The organism is Arthrobacter rhamnosi, from assembly GCF_054510855.1.
This window is the reverse complement of sequence record NZ_JBTNDT010000003.1, coordinates 93,928-108,352: the sequence shown is the minus strand read 5'-3', so window position 1 is coordinate 108,352 and position 14,425 is coordinate 93,928. Positions and strand designations below refer to the sequence as shown.

15 protein-coding genes are annotated in these 14,425 nt (G+C 65.9%); 5 read left to right on the top strand and 10 right to left on the bottom strand.

What is annotated here, in order from left to right; all coding sequences use genetic code 11:
* Positions 1-12 precede the first annotated feature (12 nt).
* The 3 genes from ACX80I_RS07175 to ACX80I_RS07165 form a co-directional block, all read right to left on the bottom strand.
* Entirely contained in the window at positions 13-948 is a 936-nt protein-coding gene (locus ACX80I_RS07175) for an NADPH:quinone reductase (protein WP_459344441.1), read from the bottom strand.
* 197 nt (positions 949-1,145) lie between these two features.
* On the bottom strand, positions 1,146-2,033 hold the full coding sequence (locus ACX80I_RS07170) for a GAF domain-containing protein (RefSeq protein ID WP_459344440.1): 888 nt from the start codon (positions 2,031-2,033) through the stop codon (positions 1,146-1,148).
* A 124-nt stretch (positions 2,034-2,157) separates the two neighbouring features.
* Positions 2,158-2,484 (bottom strand): ANTAR domain-containing protein, encoded by a 327-nt coding sequence (locus ACX80I_RS07165; protein ID WP_459344439.1) that lies wholly within the window; start codon positions 2,482-2,484, stop codon positions 2,158-2,160.
* A 329-nt stretch (positions 2,485-2,813) separates the two neighbouring features.
* Here ACX80I_RS07165 and ACX80I_RS07160 point away from each other — a divergent pair, with 329 nt between their 5' ends.
* Positions 2,814-3,089, top strand: coding sequence for a hypothetical protein (locus ACX80I_RS07160; protein WP_459344438.1), 276 nt, complete (start codon positions 2,814-2,816; stop codon positions 3,087-3,089).
* Between the two features lie 295 nt (positions 3,090-3,384).
* Here the strand turns inward: ACX80I_RS07160 and ACX80I_RS07155 are convergent, their stop codons facing one another.
* Positions 3,385-3,708 carry a PAS domain-containing protein gene (locus tag ACX80I_RS07155; RefSeq protein ID WP_459344437.1) on the bottom strand — a complete coding sequence of 108 codons (324 nt, stop codon included), beginning with the start codon at positions 3,706-3,708 and terminating at the stop codon, positions 3,385-3,387.
* Between the two features lie 400 nt (positions 3,709-4,108).
* Between ACX80I_RS07155 and arr the strand changes: the two genes are divergently transcribed.
* A complete protein-coding gene (gene arr / locus ACX80I_RS07150; protein ID WP_459344436.1) occupies positions 4,109-4,519 on the top strand; it encodes an NAD(+)--rifampin ADP-ribosyltransferase in 411 nt (136 codons plus the stop codon).
* Positions 4,520-4,757: 238 nt separating this feature from the next.
* Positions 4,758-5,258: a GNAT family N-acetyltransferase gene (locus ACX80I_RS07145; RefSeq protein ID WP_459344435.1), complete on the top strand. Its 501-nt coding sequence runs from the start codon at positions 4,758-4,760 to the stop codon at positions 5,256-5,258.
* Between the two features lie 118 nt (positions 5,259-5,376).
* On the opposite strand, the gene ACX80I_RS07140 is transcribed toward ACX80I_RS07145, so the two are convergent.
* Entirely contained in the window at positions 5,377-5,832 is a 456-nt protein-coding gene (locus tag ACX80I_RS07140) for a pyridoxamine 5'-phosphate oxidase family protein (RefSeq protein WP_459344434.1), read from the bottom strand.
* 138 nt (positions 5,833-5,970) lie between these two features.
* On the opposite strand from ACX80I_RS07140, the gene ACX80I_RS07135 reads away from it, so the two are divergent.
* The gene (locus ACX80I_RS07135) at positions 5,971-7,650 is read left to right on the top strand and encodes a GAF domain-containing sensor histidine kinase (protein ID WP_459344433.1); all 1,680 of its coding nucleotides are present in this window, start codon (positions 5,971-5,973) and stop codon (positions 7,648-7,650) included.
* Here the strand turns inward: ACX80I_RS07135 and ACX80I_RS07130 are convergent.
* Entirely contained in the window at positions 7,619-8,287 is a 669-nt protein-coding gene (locus ACX80I_RS07130) for a response regulator (protein ID WP_459344432.1), read from the bottom strand. The two genes, ACX80I_RS07135 and ACX80I_RS07130, sit on opposite strands and share 32 nt — an antisense overlap.
* A gap of 311 nt (positions 8,288-8,598) precedes the next feature.
* Here ACX80I_RS07130 and ACX80I_RS07125 point away from each other — a divergent pair, with 311 nt between their 5' ends.
* Positions 8,599-9,270, top strand: coding sequence for a VIT1/CCC1 transporter family protein (locus ACX80I_RS07125; protein WP_459344431.1), 672 nt, complete (start codon positions 8,599-8,601; stop codon positions 9,268-9,270).
* Between the two features lie 26 nt (positions 9,271-9,296).
* Here the strand turns inward: ACX80I_RS07125 and ACX80I_RS07120 are convergent, their stop codons facing one another.
* The 4 genes from ACX80I_RS07120 to ACX80I_RS07105 form a co-directional block, all read right to left on the bottom strand.
* Positions 9,297-10,208, bottom strand: coding sequence for a vacuolar protein sorting-associated family 26 protein (locus tag ACX80I_RS07120; protein WP_459344430.1), 912 nt, complete (start codon positions 10,206-10,208; stop codon positions 9,297-9,299).
* Positions 10,209-10,359: 151 nt separating this feature from the next.
* The gene (locus ACX80I_RS07115; RefSeq protein WP_459344429.1) at positions 10,360-10,809 is read right to left on the bottom strand and encodes a universal stress protein; all 450 of its coding nucleotides are present in this window, start codon (positions 10,807-10,809) and stop codon (positions 10,360-10,362) included.
* 210 nt (positions 10,810-11,019) lie between these two features.
* Positions 11,020-13,224 carry an alpha-galactosidase gene (locus ACX80I_RS07110; protein ID WP_459344428.1) on the bottom strand — a complete coding sequence of 735 codons (2,205 nt, stop codon included), beginning with the start codon at positions 13,222-13,224 and terminating at the stop codon, positions 11,020-11,022.
* 74 nt (positions 13,225-13,298) lie between these two features.
* On the bottom strand, positions 13,299-14,315 hold the full coding sequence (locus tag ACX80I_RS07105) for a LacI family DNA-binding transcriptional regulator (RefSeq protein ID WP_459344427.1): 1,017 nt from the start codon (positions 14,313-14,315) through the stop codon (positions 13,299-13,301).
* Positions 14,316-14,425: the final 110 nt, after the last annotated feature.

Genomic DNA, 14,425 nt, shown 5'->3' with positions numbered 1-14,425 from the left:
CGAGGCGGTTGGTCAGGGATGAAGGATGATCCGGCCGGGAGGATGTGCTCCCGCGATTGCTCGATGAGCTGCGGCGGCATCTTCGAGGGCGAACTGTTCTCCGACGACCGGCCGGATCACTCCGTGCCGAAGAAACGCGTCGATGGCGGTGTACGCGCCGTGGAGGTCTGCCGGCGTCATGTTCCACAGTGCTGTCCCGCGTACGTCCGCCTCGTTGACCATCAGTGCCCGAGGGCTCACCTCCACGGGCCCGCGGCTTCCGACAATCACGATCCTGCCGTTCCGGGCGAGAACCGCGGTGTCGTGTGACAGGTTCCTGTCTGCCGCCATCTCGATGATCAGATCGACCCCGCGTCCGCCGGTCAGGGCGCGTGCTTCCGTGAGATAGTCCCGTGCGGAGTGATCCAGCGCGTGCTCGGCACCCAGCTGCAGTGCCAGCTCCCGGCCCCCTGGTGTACTCGCCGTGCCGATGACGGTCAGTCCCAGGGCGTGTGCGAGTTGCACTGTGGCGGTGCCGACCCCACCGCTGGCGCCGTGAACGAGGACCGTTTCGCCGGCCTCGGCCCGCCCCCGCTGGACGAGCGCCCGGTACGCGGTCGTGTAGGAGACCCCCACCGCCGCTCCCTCGTCGAACGACAGGTGGTCCGGCAGGGCATGAACGATGCTCGGGGTGCACCGTATCTGCCGAGCGTACGTGCCGGCCGCTCGTGCGGGGATCGTGGAGACCCACACCCGGCCACCGCCGACGAAGCCCGAGACCGAATCCCCGGTCGCACTGATGATTCCTGCCGCGTCGTAGCCCGGGGTGAAGGGTAGCGGGGGTGTCAGGAACTCGTAGTTCCCGGCCCGAAGGTACGTATCGACAGGATTGACGCCGATCGCGCGTATATCGATGGTCACCGAATCGTCGGCATCGAGCGTACTGCCCGGGTGAGCAGGGACCTCCACCGGCGCGTCCCCCCTGACATATGCAAGCACTTCTTCGGGCCCGTGCTGCGAGATTTCTATCCGCGTCAAGGGCGGCTACCTTCGATAGCGCCGCACGCGGAGCCGATTCGCTGCGCGAGGCGATCGGGAGGGCATCCGAGAACGAATGAGGCCTGATTGCAGTTGCGCTACGCGATCCGGATCTGGGTTCCTCCGGCTCAGATCCATATCTGGACCTGCACCTGGGCGGCGAGGCGCCGGAGGACCTGTACATCCTCCTGGGTGAAGGTTCGCGGCCGGTCGTCCATCAAGCAGAGGGTGCCGATACGCCAACCGGCGGCTGTGCAGATGGGGTGCCCGGCGTAGAAGCGGACCTCGGGCCCACCGGCAACGAGGGGGTGATCACGCCATTCGGGGTCGGCGGTGGCGTCAGGGATGACGAGGGTGCGATCGTGTTTGATCGTCGTCGCGCACAGGGACAGGTGGCGCGGGAGGTCCTGACCCAGGGGCCCGATGACGGATTTGATGACCTGTGCGTCCTGAGTGATCAGAGCGATGGAGGCTGAGCTGACACCGAAGTGGTCCCGGGCCTGCCGGGTGATCCGATCGAAGCGTTCCTCCGACCCGGTCTCGAGCAACCCCGACTCGTGCAGAGCGTGAAGGCGCCGGAACTCGGTCTCATCCAGACCGGCATTGTCCACCTCTTCGCCTCCGGCACCTGTGGCAGTAGCGGCCTCCAGCGGAGTTTCGGCGCCGGTCATGCTGTGATCCCCGACAGGCGGGGCGGCAAAGTCGTAGCCGTCAGGGGAGAGGGACAGCTGACGGAGGTAATCGCTGTAGCCGGAGGACGACGCCGTGTCCTGATCGCTGTAGTGCGCACCATCAACCATGGAACCAGTGCTGTCCAGCAGTTCATTGATGACCTGGGCGAGCAGGTCCCGCTGCGGCGCCGGGAGCATCACCAAACCGGTCAGATACCCCTGGACCTCGAGTGCGTCCCCTTCGCAGGTGAGCTCGAAGTACGCCGTGAGGATCTCGTCGAGGCGTAGGCCTGCTGCTCGCACCGTCTGAATCGCGCTCCACTGCTGCACATACTCATTCAGCACGCTGATCCCTCCACCAACTCTTCCGTGTAGCACTAATCGGCAATCCGACAGGATTGCTGCCAACCAACTTTAGGCTTTCGCTCGCTCCACGTCGCCCACTGCCCGTGCGGTTGTGCGGTCGCGATCAGGGGACCGGCGGGTCCTCACAGCGGAACGTGTCCATGCTGGCGATGATGCCGGCAGCAATCGCCCCGATCGGACGTCGTCGTCGATCAGCGGCGCTCTTCAGTAGCGCGCGTGCCTGGTGTTGGGAACAGTCCTGGGTTCCCATGATGATCCCGGTGGCCACGTTCATGGGGCTGGTGACTTCCAGGAAGGCCCGCAGATAGGACGGCACACCCATCAGGTCCTGGTCTGGTTCACCGGCGACCTCAGCATCGGCCCGACCGGCATTCCTGTCGGGTGGGGCGGGGTGGATCGAGGAATTGTCTGGCATGTCAGGGTCGGTCATGCGGCACTGCCCCTCACCGGGGATTGTGCTCCGCCGAACGATGCAAGCGCTACCGGACACCATCAAGAAGAATCATTTGGTCAGCAGCCTTACTTTCAACTGCTGATCCTCACACTACGCGCACGGCGCCTCCGGTGCTCTTCGCACGGCCGGCAATGCGCTTCGTCGGGTCGAAGTCGCCGTCCCGCCACACGCGCGGACTGTCCTTCCTCACGAACTCAGGGGTAACTAGAACCTCTAGCTTTACAGTGGGTGAGCTTTGCTCTATGGTCTGTGAGGCGGTCCAGTAGCGGGCCTGCAGGACTCTTTTCGTGAAGGGCACATCCGCCATGTCAGGTACCCCGCTCTTTCCCGCGACGGTTCCCACAGCCGACCCCACTGCCGGCCCCGCCGCAGCCGCCGATTTCGATCTGCTGACCGGCTGGGCGGCCTCCGACCCGCTGGTTCCCGGGGACCTGTCCGTGGTGTCGACGCGCAAGCTCAGAGTGTTGTGCAACCAGCTCTACAGCGCCCTGGAGGGGGACTTCCCGCCCTATGGTGCCCCGGGCGCATATGCCGCTTTGGCGAAGGAACTCGAGCGGCGAGCAACACGCCCCCGGCAGTAGTCTCGCCGGTCCTCTCCGCAGTGGAAACACCACCGTCCGCATGCCGAGCGGATGCATGAGACCTGGTCGCGGGCCGCGGTAGCGAGGGGCCGACCTGCGCCTGGAGCTGCTTGACCTCGTGTACCCGCTGGGGGTCGGCTGTATGTCTCGCGATCCTCGCGGGCCCTTCTAGGGTGCCGGGAAGAGGTCGAGCAGGGCTCGAGCACGGGATTGCGGCTGGTCCTGCTGATTGAGCTGGTGGATGCGATCGATGATGTCCTGGGAGATGGCGATCACCTTCCGGTTCGTCAGCTGGCTACGCTGTCTGGGACAGGTACGCGGAACGCGGACCACCCTTGCTCAGCAGGTTCTCCCACAGGGACCGGGCCGCGTTCCGATCAGCTGGTTCGAAGTGGGAGATACCGAGGTCGAGGGTGGGCACGATCTCGCCGCGCTCGTACCCGTGGATTCGATACAGCTCATCGGACCAATGCAGGGCCGGTGATTCGAAGTAGTGTTCCACGATGCCGGTCGGACAGTTGACGAAGTACTCGACGGTCTCTGCAGGATGGGCTTCGACACCAGAGGTGTGAGCTGAGGATGCCGGGGTTTCCGGGGACGAGGAAGCAGTGGTGGTCACTGGTGGAGGATCCTTCGACGCGACAAAAGAACCGGCCAGCTTCTTGACCGGTTTGATGAGGATGGTGGACCGACGTCATCCCTGCTCGTCCATGTTCAGTTCCCCTCCACAGCCCGGCTGCTTGACCTATGAAGGAGATCCCACGTTCGTGCACGAGGCTCGTCGGTGTGGCCGGCTGAGCCCCGCGAGCGGACCGCGGAACATCTTTCAGGCGTATACCCAGTATGCGCAGCCCAGTTTCAACATCACCCGTGCCCAGTCTCAAGCTTCACCCTGCAAAGCACCCTTGTCGTCGTGGATCGGGTACCAGGGAGAATCCCGGAGGACGGTCGAGTGACGAGGGGCTTCCGTCAGATGGGGCTCGGCGCTGCTGCCTCGTGCCGTCCTCTAAGATATCGCCGTGGGCCAGGCATTCGACGAGGGGCCGTTCTATCACGGCACGAAAGCCGATCTCCGGATCGGTGATTCCCTCCGCGCGGGCTTCCGGTCGAACTATCGTCCCGACGTCGTGATGAATCACGTCTACTTCACGGCGCTTCCCGACGGTGCCGGCCTCGCTGCTGAGCTTGCGGCCGGTGACAGGGTACCGCGCGTCTACGTCGTCGAACCGACCGGGGAGTTCGAGGACGACCCGAACGTGACCGATAAGAAATTTCCAGGGAATCCGACCCGGTCGTATCGCAGCCGTGCCCCGCTCCGGATTGTCGGGGAAGTCACCGACTGGACGCGGCAGACGCCCGAGGCACTACAGAGCTGGAAGGACCGCCTGGCCGCGCTGGCTTCGGACGAGCGGGGCGAAATCATCAATTAGGGCGTACGACGAGGGATCCGGACCACGTCACCGGCGCAGGATGGGCGTAGCGACTTGACGCGACAGCTGGTACGACGCCGAGCAGCCGTGATCGCCGGGTCACGCGCGGCGTTAGAGGCTGGTGGTGGCCATGGGGAGGGCGATCGCTTTCTGGAGACCGTCGAATCGCATCTGCCGGTCCTGTCGAACCCGCTGTAGCGTGGCCGATATGTCGACCGCGCATCGTCCGCCCACTCGAATGGCGATCATCAGACCCGAGCGGCCTGGAGACGCCGAAGCTATCCACGCACTGACGCAGGAAGCGTTCAAGGGGAAGCCGTTCAGTTCCGGGACGGAGGCGACCATTGTCCGTTCGCTCCGCGCTTCCGGCAATCTGGCGCTGTCCCTGGTCGCGGACTCCTCCGGCACCATCATCGGTCATGTTGCTTTCTCTCCCGTGGGCGTTACTGGGTCCTCCGGGGAATGGTTCGGCCTGGGGCCGATCTCGGTCAGTCCGGAGCACCAGCGCAGTGGGATCGGGCGCAGACTCGTGCGCCGAGGGCTCGAGCTCCTGCAGCAGCAGGGCGCTGAAGGCTGTGCGCTCGTCGGGGACCCTGAGATCTACGGCAGATTCGGGTTCAGGTCCGGTGGCCTCCTGTATCAAGGAATCGATGAGGCCCTGGTCCAGTACGTCGTACTCAACGGCGCGCCTTCCCCTGCAGGGACGCTTACCTTCCTGCCAGTCTTCGATGACGAGTAGGGAGCGGCGGGCTTCCGTCAGTGGATAGGCATCACGCCTTCACCTGGACCGCGCTGGCCCACGATTCATCAGCCGCACGATATGCGCCGTCCTCCGACCACGTCAGCCCGACGAGCCATCAGACGGGTGATTCGGAGCCGGAGCCGCGTGCCGGTGCGACGACGGCGCCCGCGACAGGCGTGAACGCCCGTCCGCCGATCGTCTCCGGAACCAGGCGCATGAACCGGTCCTTCCGGCCCATCTCCCACGGGTGCAAGGGCAACTGCACCGTGGCCAGCAACTCCGGTGTCTGGCTGATCGTCGCCGCGTGCCCCTTGACGACGACACTCCACATGAGGGTGTCATCGAGGAGGCCGTCGGCCTCGAAGGCGACGGCAGCCCTCTCGGAGAAACGGGACTTCGTCCCCTCGGAGGTTCGAAAGACGATCGAACCGTGATCGACGACGAAGTTGATGGGAAAGATCTCCGGATTCCCCTGCACGCACAGGACCAGGCGCCCGAACGGAGCGTCCCGGAGTAATCTCCAGCATTCGTGGGCTGCAAGGATTTTCGTAGGTGTAGTCTCGGCTTCCATAGGTCGACAGTACGAGGCGACCGGCGCGCCGACTAGGGCCCTCTGACCCTGTCTCCGTCAACGACGAGGACTCGTCATGACCGACGAAGCGTGACTCCCGTGGGGGCGGGCAAGCGCGGTGACAGTACGGGGGGCGCGATGACCACATATTCAGGGGAATCACCGACGGGGGCGACTGCGCAGCCGGTGGCGCTGGCGGGGGTGGAGAACCTTCTGGCCGCCTTCGCTGCCATCGCGGACAACCTGGGGCTCGACACCGTCCTGGAACGGGTCATCGCCGCGGCGTGCCAGCTCGTCGATGCCCGTTTCGGCGCCCTGGGGGTCGTCGGCCCGGATCATTGGCTCAGCCACTTCATCACCGTCGGCCTCAAGGATGATGAGATCCGGCGTATCGGCCCGTTACCGACAGGGCACGGGGTGCTGGGACTGCTGATCACCGAGCCGACGCCCCTGCGGCTCTCCGACCTGCGTGAGCATCCCCTCGCCTACGGTTTCCCGGCCAATCATCCTCAGATGACGTCGTTCCTGGGCGTTCCGATCCGCATCCACGAACGCATCTTCGGGAACCTCTACCTGACGGAGAAGAACGGGGGAGTGGACTTCTCGGATGCCGACGAGCAGCTCGTTGTCTCGCTGGCCTCCGCGGCGGGCGTCGCGATCGAGAACTCGCGGCTCTTCGACGAATCGAACCGGCGGACTCGGTGGCTGGAGGGCGGTCTGAACGCGGTGAAGGAACTGCTCGGCGAGCATGACGGGATACGCAACGACCTGGAGATCCTCGCTACTCATGCCCTCGACGCCTCGCACAGTATTCTCGCCGCCGTCCTGCGGGATTTCGGCAACCAGCGTGAACTGATCTGTGAAGCGGCGGACGGCGTCGAAGTCGAGGCCCTCCTGGGACGACAGACGCGCGACACCAGGTCGGTGGACAGGCTGCCGGGCACCCTGTCGCCGGTTCTGCTGAACGCCGATGAGGTCGCGGAGGTGCTTCCCGGAGCCCCGGCAGGCACGATCGGGACGGCGTTGTGCTGCAGGCTGCCCGACGAGGGCGACAGGCGTTTCCTCGTCATCGGCCGCGCACCCGGCGCATCCCCTTTCACGGAGGGCGATCACGAGATGATGCGCGCCTTCGCCTCCTACGTGTCCCTGGCCCTTGAACTGCTGCGGGTGCATCGTCAGCGGGAACAGGAAGCCGTCTTCGGCGACCGCGACCGAATCGCACGGGATCTGCATGACGTGGTCATCCAGCGGCTCTTCGCCGCCGGGCTCAGCATCCAGAGCCTGCGCAAGTACACCGCGGATGCGGAGGCCCTGAATCGTATCTCTGCCGTGACGACGGAACTGGACTCGACCATCCGGGAACTGCGCGACACCATCTACTCGCTGCGCTCGGTCCCTCAGGTCACCCTGACCTTCACCTCCACCGTCTTCTCCCTCGTCGCCGAGGCCTTCGACGGCCACGACCTCGACCCCGTCCTCCAACTCTCCGGCCCGCTGGATGCGGCCGTGGATGACGAGCGGGCCGATCATGTGCGGGCCGTGCTGCTCGAAGGGCTGTCCAATGCGCTGCGTCACGCCGATGCGCATGCCATCACCGTGATGCTGCGTGCGAGGGACGAGCACCTGGAACTGAGGATCACCGACGACGGCCGCGGATTCGAAACTCCCAGCCGCAGCAGCGGACTGGCCAATATGAAGCGCCGCGCCGAGTTGTGCGACGGTACGCTGTCCATCACCAGCACGCCCGGCGGCGGCACCGACGTCCGACTCGAGATCCCCCTGGCTGCTAACGAGAAGACCCCGCCGGCCTCGAGATGAAGACCGCCGCCTGGGTGCGGCGCTGGAAGCCCAGCTTCGACAGCAGCGACGACACATAGTTCTTCACCGTCTTCTCGGCCAGGAACAGTTCGGTGGCGATCTCCCTGTTGGTCAGCCCGGCACCGATGAGTGCCAGGACCTTCTTCTCCTGGCTTGTCAGCCCCGCCAGTCGTGGATCCTCGGCCGGGGCATCACGAAGTCCGGCGACGATTCGTTCCTTCATGCCGGCCTCGAAGAGGGATTCGCCCGACGCCGCGCGGCGGATCTTGTCGACCAGGTCAGAGCCCAGGATCTCCTTCAGGATGTAACCGGACGCGCCCGCCAGGACGGCACCTCGCAACGCCTGGTCGTCGTCGTAGCTGGTCAGGATCACGCACGACTGGAAGGGGTCGATGTAGCGCACATCGCGGCACACCTCGATCCCTGTGCCGTCAGGCAGTCTCGCGTCCAGGATGGCCACGTCCGGGGACAGGGCGGGGATCCTCCGGGTAGCCTCTTCGGCGGAACCCGATTCCCCAACGACGGCGAAGCCCTCTCCCTCGAGCAGCTCCCGCAGTCCGCGCCGGACGAGTTCGTGATCGTCGAGGAGGAACACCGTGATCTCCTCGGGCTGCGTGCCGCCTTCGGCGTGGTCCATGTCCTGCCTCCGGCTTCGTCGACGGAGGGGCTGCTGCACCCCTGCGAGCGCATCATGCGCCAACATCATCATCACCTGCCGGTGCGCCGCTCCGTCAGGGTCGAAGGGCCCGGAAGTCCGGGTGGCCCGTCGGACCTGACCAGTCCTGCGACGTATCCCGCCCGGCGGAGGGACCTCCGCTCACAGTCCTGAGGAGACGCACCCACGATCGGTGCGGGGGACCTCGATAGCCCGGCGGGAAGGGGTGATGCTTTACTGCTCCCATGACGGATGACTCGGGTAAGGGCAGTGAGCCGCACAACGGTAGCGTTATGGCCCGGTCGAACTGGCTGCGTGCCGGCGTGCTGGGCGCGAACGATGGGATCGTCTCGACCGCCGCCACGGTGGTGGGTGTCGCCGGGGTGACGAACACCCTGTCGCCGATCCTGGTCGCGGGTACGGCGGCCGTCGTCGGTGGTTCCGTGTCCATGGCGCTCGGTGAGTACGTGTCGGTCAGCAGCCAGAAGGACAGCCAGGAGGCCCTGATCGAGAAGGAGCGCCAGGAGTTGCTCGATGACCCCGAGGGGGAACTGGTCGAGCTTGCCGGCCTGTACGAACAGAAGGGCCTGGCTCCCGCCACAGCCCGCCAGGTCGCGGTCGAACTGACAGGACACAATGCCCTTGCCGCTCACCTGTCGGCGGAGCTGAACATCGATGAACTCGAGGTGGTGAACCCGTGGCACGCGGCGTTCGCTTCGGCGGCGTCCTTCGCGGCCGGAGCGGTCCTGCCCTTGCTGGCGATTCTCCTGCTGCCGGCAAGCATACGTATTCCCCTCACCTTCGTGGCAGTCCTCGTCGCGTTGGCCATCACGGGAACCATCAGCGCCCACGTGGGTGGTAGTTCACGACGGCGAGCGACGGCCCGCCTCGTGCTGGGCGGAGCGCTGGCGATGGCCTTCACTCTCCTGGTGGGCACTCTCCTGGGAACCACCGGTATCGCCTGACCGCTGCACGATTCGGGTCCGGACTCTCAGGTGCGGACCTTCCGGCTGTCTGCCGCTGTCCGACTGTCCGGCACTGTGCTCGCCACCAGGGGCACGAGCACCGTGGGGTCGCGCCGGAACGGCACGTCGAGTACTGCCCGGAGAAGCCAGCGAACCTCCAGGAGGGGTGATTTCACGGTCGGGGCAGGAACAGCAGGCACGGCCAGGGTGAAGGGTATGGCTGAATCGCCGGATGCGGTCAGGGGTATGCGTATGCCACTCAGCACCGTTTCCTCAACGAGGACTTCTTCTGCGGAGCTGTGCGGCTGCGGGCGTTGCGCCGCCCAGGACATCACTTCTTCCTGCATGACGATGCTGAGGGTCAGGGCGCGTGCCTTGGCTCCGCTCACTTCTGCGACGCCGGAGATTTCCCCTCCCGGATACAGGGAGTGTGTCGAGAGCTGCGCCAACCGCAGGGACGGCTCGAAGTGCTCGACCCCGGGCTCGGCACCGCCGGCAGTACCACCGGAGTGAACGGTCAGTGGGTGGTGACGTACGAGATCCTCATTGCCCTCGCTGGACACCCTCACACGCACGGACCAGGTAGAGGTGATGAGTTTCCCGTGAAGTGTGGGTATCGCGTCGGCGGGCACGATCAGCTGACTCGCCTCGCAGCAGGATTCTCCTGCGCGCAAGGTGGTGTCGGTTTCGAGCTGGGTGCTTCCGATGTCACGGGAGGTACGCTCGGCGGCGCGGAAGGTGCCGCCGTACGGGTTCCCATGTGTCCGGGTGAGGCTCAACGAGTGCACGAGCGTGAACTGCACTGAAGTCATCCGCACCCGGTGACTCGCACGGATCTCGACGGTGACAGGGGTGCTGTGGCCCAGAGCCGCGGTGCCCTCGGTGCCACGCTGCAGGAGGGAAATATCCAGAGCCTGGGGCGAGCGGGTGAGTAACATCGGAGGCCTCCCTGCGTCGATGAGCATCCATCCTCTCAGTTGATCGGCTGGAGGACATGGGTCTAAAGTCACGAGTTCGCCGTGAAGCGGTACCAGGGACTCCTGGTCCTTGATGACCGACGGGCGGGCCAGGACCGGGCAGTCCTGAAGGTCAGGCGTCCTTCTGGTCGGCGGCCTCGCGGATGACGAGGACGGGGCAGTGTGCGTGGGATACGCAGGCGCTGCTGACGGAACCAAGGAGAAGTCCGCGGAAGGTGCCATGGCCCCGCCGGCCGACGATGAGCAAGACGGCATTCTCCGAGGCCTTGACGAGGGCTTTTGCCGGGTGGTTGAACACCACCGTGCTCTGGAGCCCAGCGGGTCGGTCCTCCCCGTAGGCGGCGGCGAGAGCCTTGTCCAGGTGTTCACGCGCGGCTTCCGAGAATTCGCTGCTGCCCAGGGGCATGAATCCCGGGTCGGCTGCGGGGTAGTCCCACGCTGCGACGGCGAAAATCGTCGCGTCGAAGGTAGGGGCGAGCTTCTGGGCGTACCGCAGTGCTTTGATCGATTGCTCGGATCCATCGACCCCGACAACGATCTGAGGAACGGCTGGTGTGCTCACGGCGCTTCTCCTTCTGAGATCTCACGAACAGCAACCTTGCTCCCTGAACAGTGCATCTCATCGGGGCTCCCCTCCTAGGGCCTTTCGTCCCGCTTTGAAGGGCTCATGCCAGACGCGACGGACGATGCGTCCCGCCTGGCGGCCGATGGGGAGAGGTCGGCCGGGCCGTCTGGTCCGGCCGGCGGCGCGTCAGGATGGCATCGGTGCCGATCAGGTGCGGTTCCTCGAGCCGTCAGACTGGGCCTCGGTCGCGTGGAGTTCGATCAGGATGGACTGCTCCGGGAACAGGACAGGTGCCTGGATGCCGACGTGGGCGAGGGTGGTTCCGGTCAGTACCAGGGGAGCGCCGGTGAGTGATGCTTCCGCCCAACCCAGGGGCGACTGACCGTTACCGGGGAGCGAGGTGTAGGGGCTGGAGAGTCGAACCGCGTAGGAGCGGTGCGGGTCGAGGCCCGGGAAGGTGAGTTTCCCCGGTGGGTAGGACGCGCTGGAGGCGGTGAGGGAGTAGGCGAAGAGGGCCGCGGACTTGTCCGATGCGACGGTTCCGCGCAGGTCCATCGCCGGGTCGGGCAGGTCCGCGTGGACGACGTGTCCGCTGTGGAGGGTGTCCCGCCACTGGAGGTGGAGGTTTATCCACTCCTTCAGGTGCTCGGTCTCGGTGGCGGTGAGCTTCGAGATGTCCCATTCGATGCCGTAATGGCCGAAGATCGCTGTCGCTGCCCGGAAGGGGAGGGCGTGGGTCCGACCGGTGGAGTGGGACGTCGGACCGCTGATGTGCATGCCCATGAGTTCGGGGGGCACGAGGAGACCGGTGTACTTCTGGATGGTCAACCGCTCGAGCGGATCGATGCAGTCACTGGTCCAGATGCGGTCCGTGTGGTCGAGCACACCGAGGTCCACCCGGGCTCCGCCTGAGGCGCAGCTTTCGATCTCCAGACCGGGATGGCGGTCCTTGAGTGTGCGCATCAACCGGTACACGGCTTCGACGTTCCTGTGGACGACGGCGCGGCCGGTAACGGCGTCGGCGGCGTCGAGCAGGTCCCGGTTGTGGTCCCACTTGATGTAGGCGATGTCGTGGGTGCTCAGAATGGTATCGATGCAGTCGAGGATGTAGTCGTACGCGTCCGGGTTGGCGAGATTCAGGACCTGCTGCTGCCTGCCGGATACGGGTAGCCTGCCTTCGGCCTGGATGATCCAGTCGGGGTGATCGGCTGCGAGTCCGGAGTCGAGGTTGACCATCTCGGGTTCGAACCAGAGCCCGAATTCCATGCCGAGGGCACGGACGTGATCGACGAGCGGTGTGAGGCCGTCGGGCCAGACCCCGGGGTCGACGAACCAGTCGCCCAGGCTGGAGGTGTCATCGCGACGGCCCTCGAACCAGCCGTCATCGAGGACGAACCTCTCCACGCCCAGGGCGGCGGCCGTGTCCGCGAGGCGGGTGAGACGGTCGAGGTCGTGGTCGAAGTACACGGCCTCCCAGGTGTTGAGCGTGACCGGCCGGGGAGATGAGGGGTGGACAGGACGGGACCGCACGTGGTCGTGGAAGCGGGCGGAGAGCTCATTGAGGCCGTGACCCCAGGACGCGAGCATCTCCGGGGCGGTGTAGGTCTCCCCCGGGGCGAGGACGATCTCTTCGGGCAGGAGCAGTTCCCCGGCGCTCAGAAACGCCTGACCGGCCGGGGTCTTCTCGGCGGTGAGTTGATGATTGCCGCTCCAGGCCAGGTGAATGGCATGCACCAGACCTGTCTCGAACCCGAAGGACCGGGTGCCGGCAGCCAGGACCACGGTGCCGTCGGCGCCGGGGCGGCCGCGTCGGCTCTCCCTCCGGTAGGTTCCCTGGGTGAGCAGGTGGCGCTGGGGGCTCCGTTCGCGCAGGTGCCGACCGGTGGTGTCCAGGACCTCGACAGCCGAATCCGGCAACGGCACGGCAGCCAGCAGCGAGCGCACTTCGTAGTCGGAATCACCAGTGTTCGTCACCGACAGCCGTTGGTGCAGAACTCCTGCGGCGCTGAGGCGGATCGACCCGGTAGCGCGAAGACGGGCGGCCTCGTCATCCGCCGTGAACGACACTTCCCGGCCGCCGTCGTCGACCTCTGCCTGCCCGATCGAGGTGAGCTGGAAGGCGGGAGAGATGTTCGTTCCCTGTCGGTGGCCTGTGAAGCCCGGGGTGCCCTGCCAGCCGAACGCTTCCTGCGGGATGACCGACAAACGAGCGGGGACATCGAGGCCGCCAGACACACGCTGGGGCACCAGCGATGCCACGAGTCCTGAGAGTTGCTCCGAGTTGAGAGGTCCCAGGGATGGCCCCCAGTGCACGATCGCCGGGACGCCGGGTCCGGAGGCGTCGACCACTACGCTCGTGTCGGCTACTGACAGGTGGATGGTCGTCGTCGAACCAGGGGTGGTGGAAAGCATGAACAATTTCTACAGCAAAACAGAGGCGGATCCCGACAGTGCGCAGAGCGCAGGCCGACTCCGCCTGAGCACGGCTAGGCCGATTCGCGCCAGACGACCGTGGTGTCCAGGACCTGGGCGAGGCTCGGCCGGCCCTCGATCTGGGCCAGGACGAGCTCGGCCGCGGTACTGCCCAGCAGGCCGGCCGGCTGCTTGACCGTCGAGAGCTGTGGTCGGGTTCTGAGCGCCCAACTGCTGTCGTCGAAGCCGACGATGCCGACGTCGTCCGGCACCTTCCTGCCCGATTCCTGGAGGGCCGTCATGGCACCCGCGGCGACTGCGTCGGACGCGGCGAAGACGCCGTCGATCTCCGGGCAACGGCGGAGCAGCTCCTGCATCCCTTCGAGCCCGGCGGCGTAGGTGTACAGCGGATATTCGACGACCAGCGAGGCATCGAAGCGCTCGCCGAGGGCGTCCCGGAAGCCCGTGAAGCGGTCGTTGCCGGAGTCGCGGTCCATGGCGCTGGCAATCATGCCGATGCGCCGGCGCCCGGTGCCGATGAGACGCTCCGTGATGGCACGGGCAGCCGCTGCGTTGTCGATGGCCACATACGGCAGATCCGGCGTTCCTGGCGGATGCCCCACGAACGCTGCCGGCACTCCGATGTCGCGGACGGCGGAGGCGATGGGATCCGAGGCCCGGGCGGAAATGATGACTGCACCGTCCACGAGTCCGCCCCGCAGGTAGTCCGCGACCCTGCGGCTGTCCCGGTCGGAATCGATGATGAGGGAGACCAACTGGTAGTCGGCTTTCGACAGCACGGCATTGGCGCCAAGGAGGATGGAGCCGATGTTCGGGTCCTCGAACAGGAGCGAGTGAGGTTCGTGGATGATCAGGGCGATGGCTCTGGATTCCTGGGTGACCAGGTTCCGAGCGGCTGAATTGCGCACGTACCCGACACGGGCGATCGCGTCCTCCACGGCGATCTTGGCTTCATCGGACACGTAGCGTTCGCCGTTGACGACGCGGGAGACGGTACCTCGGGAGAGCCCCGCCGCGGTGGCGACGTCATTGATGGTCGCACGGCGGTTGCGGATGCGGCTCGGGGACATATCTGTACTGTAGCGGAGCCTCCCCGTGCCATCCCGAAAGACGATGGACAGCCCGGAAGCGCCGGAAAGCCACTGCCGTGGCCCCTCTGCACGGCTGGCGCGCGTTGACA

What these genes read in the sequence shown, in the direction of transcription:
- ACX80I_RS07165 (WP_459344439.1), bottom strand. Translation starts at nt 2,484, where the DNA reads ATGACCGACCCTGACATGCCAGACAATTCCTCGATCCACCCCGCCCCA.
- ACX80I_RS07160 (WP_459344438.1), top strand. Translation starts at nt 2,814, where the DNA reads ATGTCAGGTACCCCGCTCTTTCCCGCGACGGTTCCCACAGCCGACCCC.
- ACX80I_RS07145 (WP_459344435.1), top strand. Translation starts at nt 4,758, where the DNA reads ATGGCGATCATCAGACCCGAGCGGCCTGGAGACGCCGAAGCTATCCAC.
- ACX80I_RS07135 (WP_459344433.1), top strand. Translation starts at nt 5,971, where the DNA reads ATGACCACATATTCAGGGGAATCACCGACGGGGGCGACTGCGCAGCCG.
- ACX80I_RS07110 (WP_459344428.1), bottom strand. Translation starts at nt 13,224, where the DNA reads ATGCTTTCCACCACCCCTGGTTCGACGACGACCATCCACCTGTCAGTA.
- ACX80I_RS07105 (WP_459344427.1), bottom strand. Translation starts at nt 14,315, where the DNA reads ATGTCCCCGAGCCGCATCCGCAACCGCCGTGCGACCATCAATGACGTC.
- ACX80I_RS07125 (WP_459344431.1), top strand. Translation starts at nt 8,599, where the DNA reads ATGGCCCGGTCGAACTGGCTGCGTGCCGGCGTGCTGGGCGCGAACGAT.
- ACX80I_RS07120 (WP_459344430.1), bottom strand. Translation starts at nt 10,208, where the DNA reads ATGTTACTCACCCGCTCGCCCCAGGCTCTGGATATTTCCCTCCTGCAG.
- ACX80I_RS07130 (WP_459344432.1), bottom strand. Translation starts at nt 8,287, where the DNA reads ATGGACCACGCCGAAGGCGGCACGCAGCCCGAGGAGATCACGGTGTTC.
- ACX80I_RS07140 (WP_459344434.1), bottom strand. Translation starts at nt 5,832, where the DNA reads ATGGAAGCCGAGACTACACCTACGAAAATCCTTGCAGCCCACGAATGC.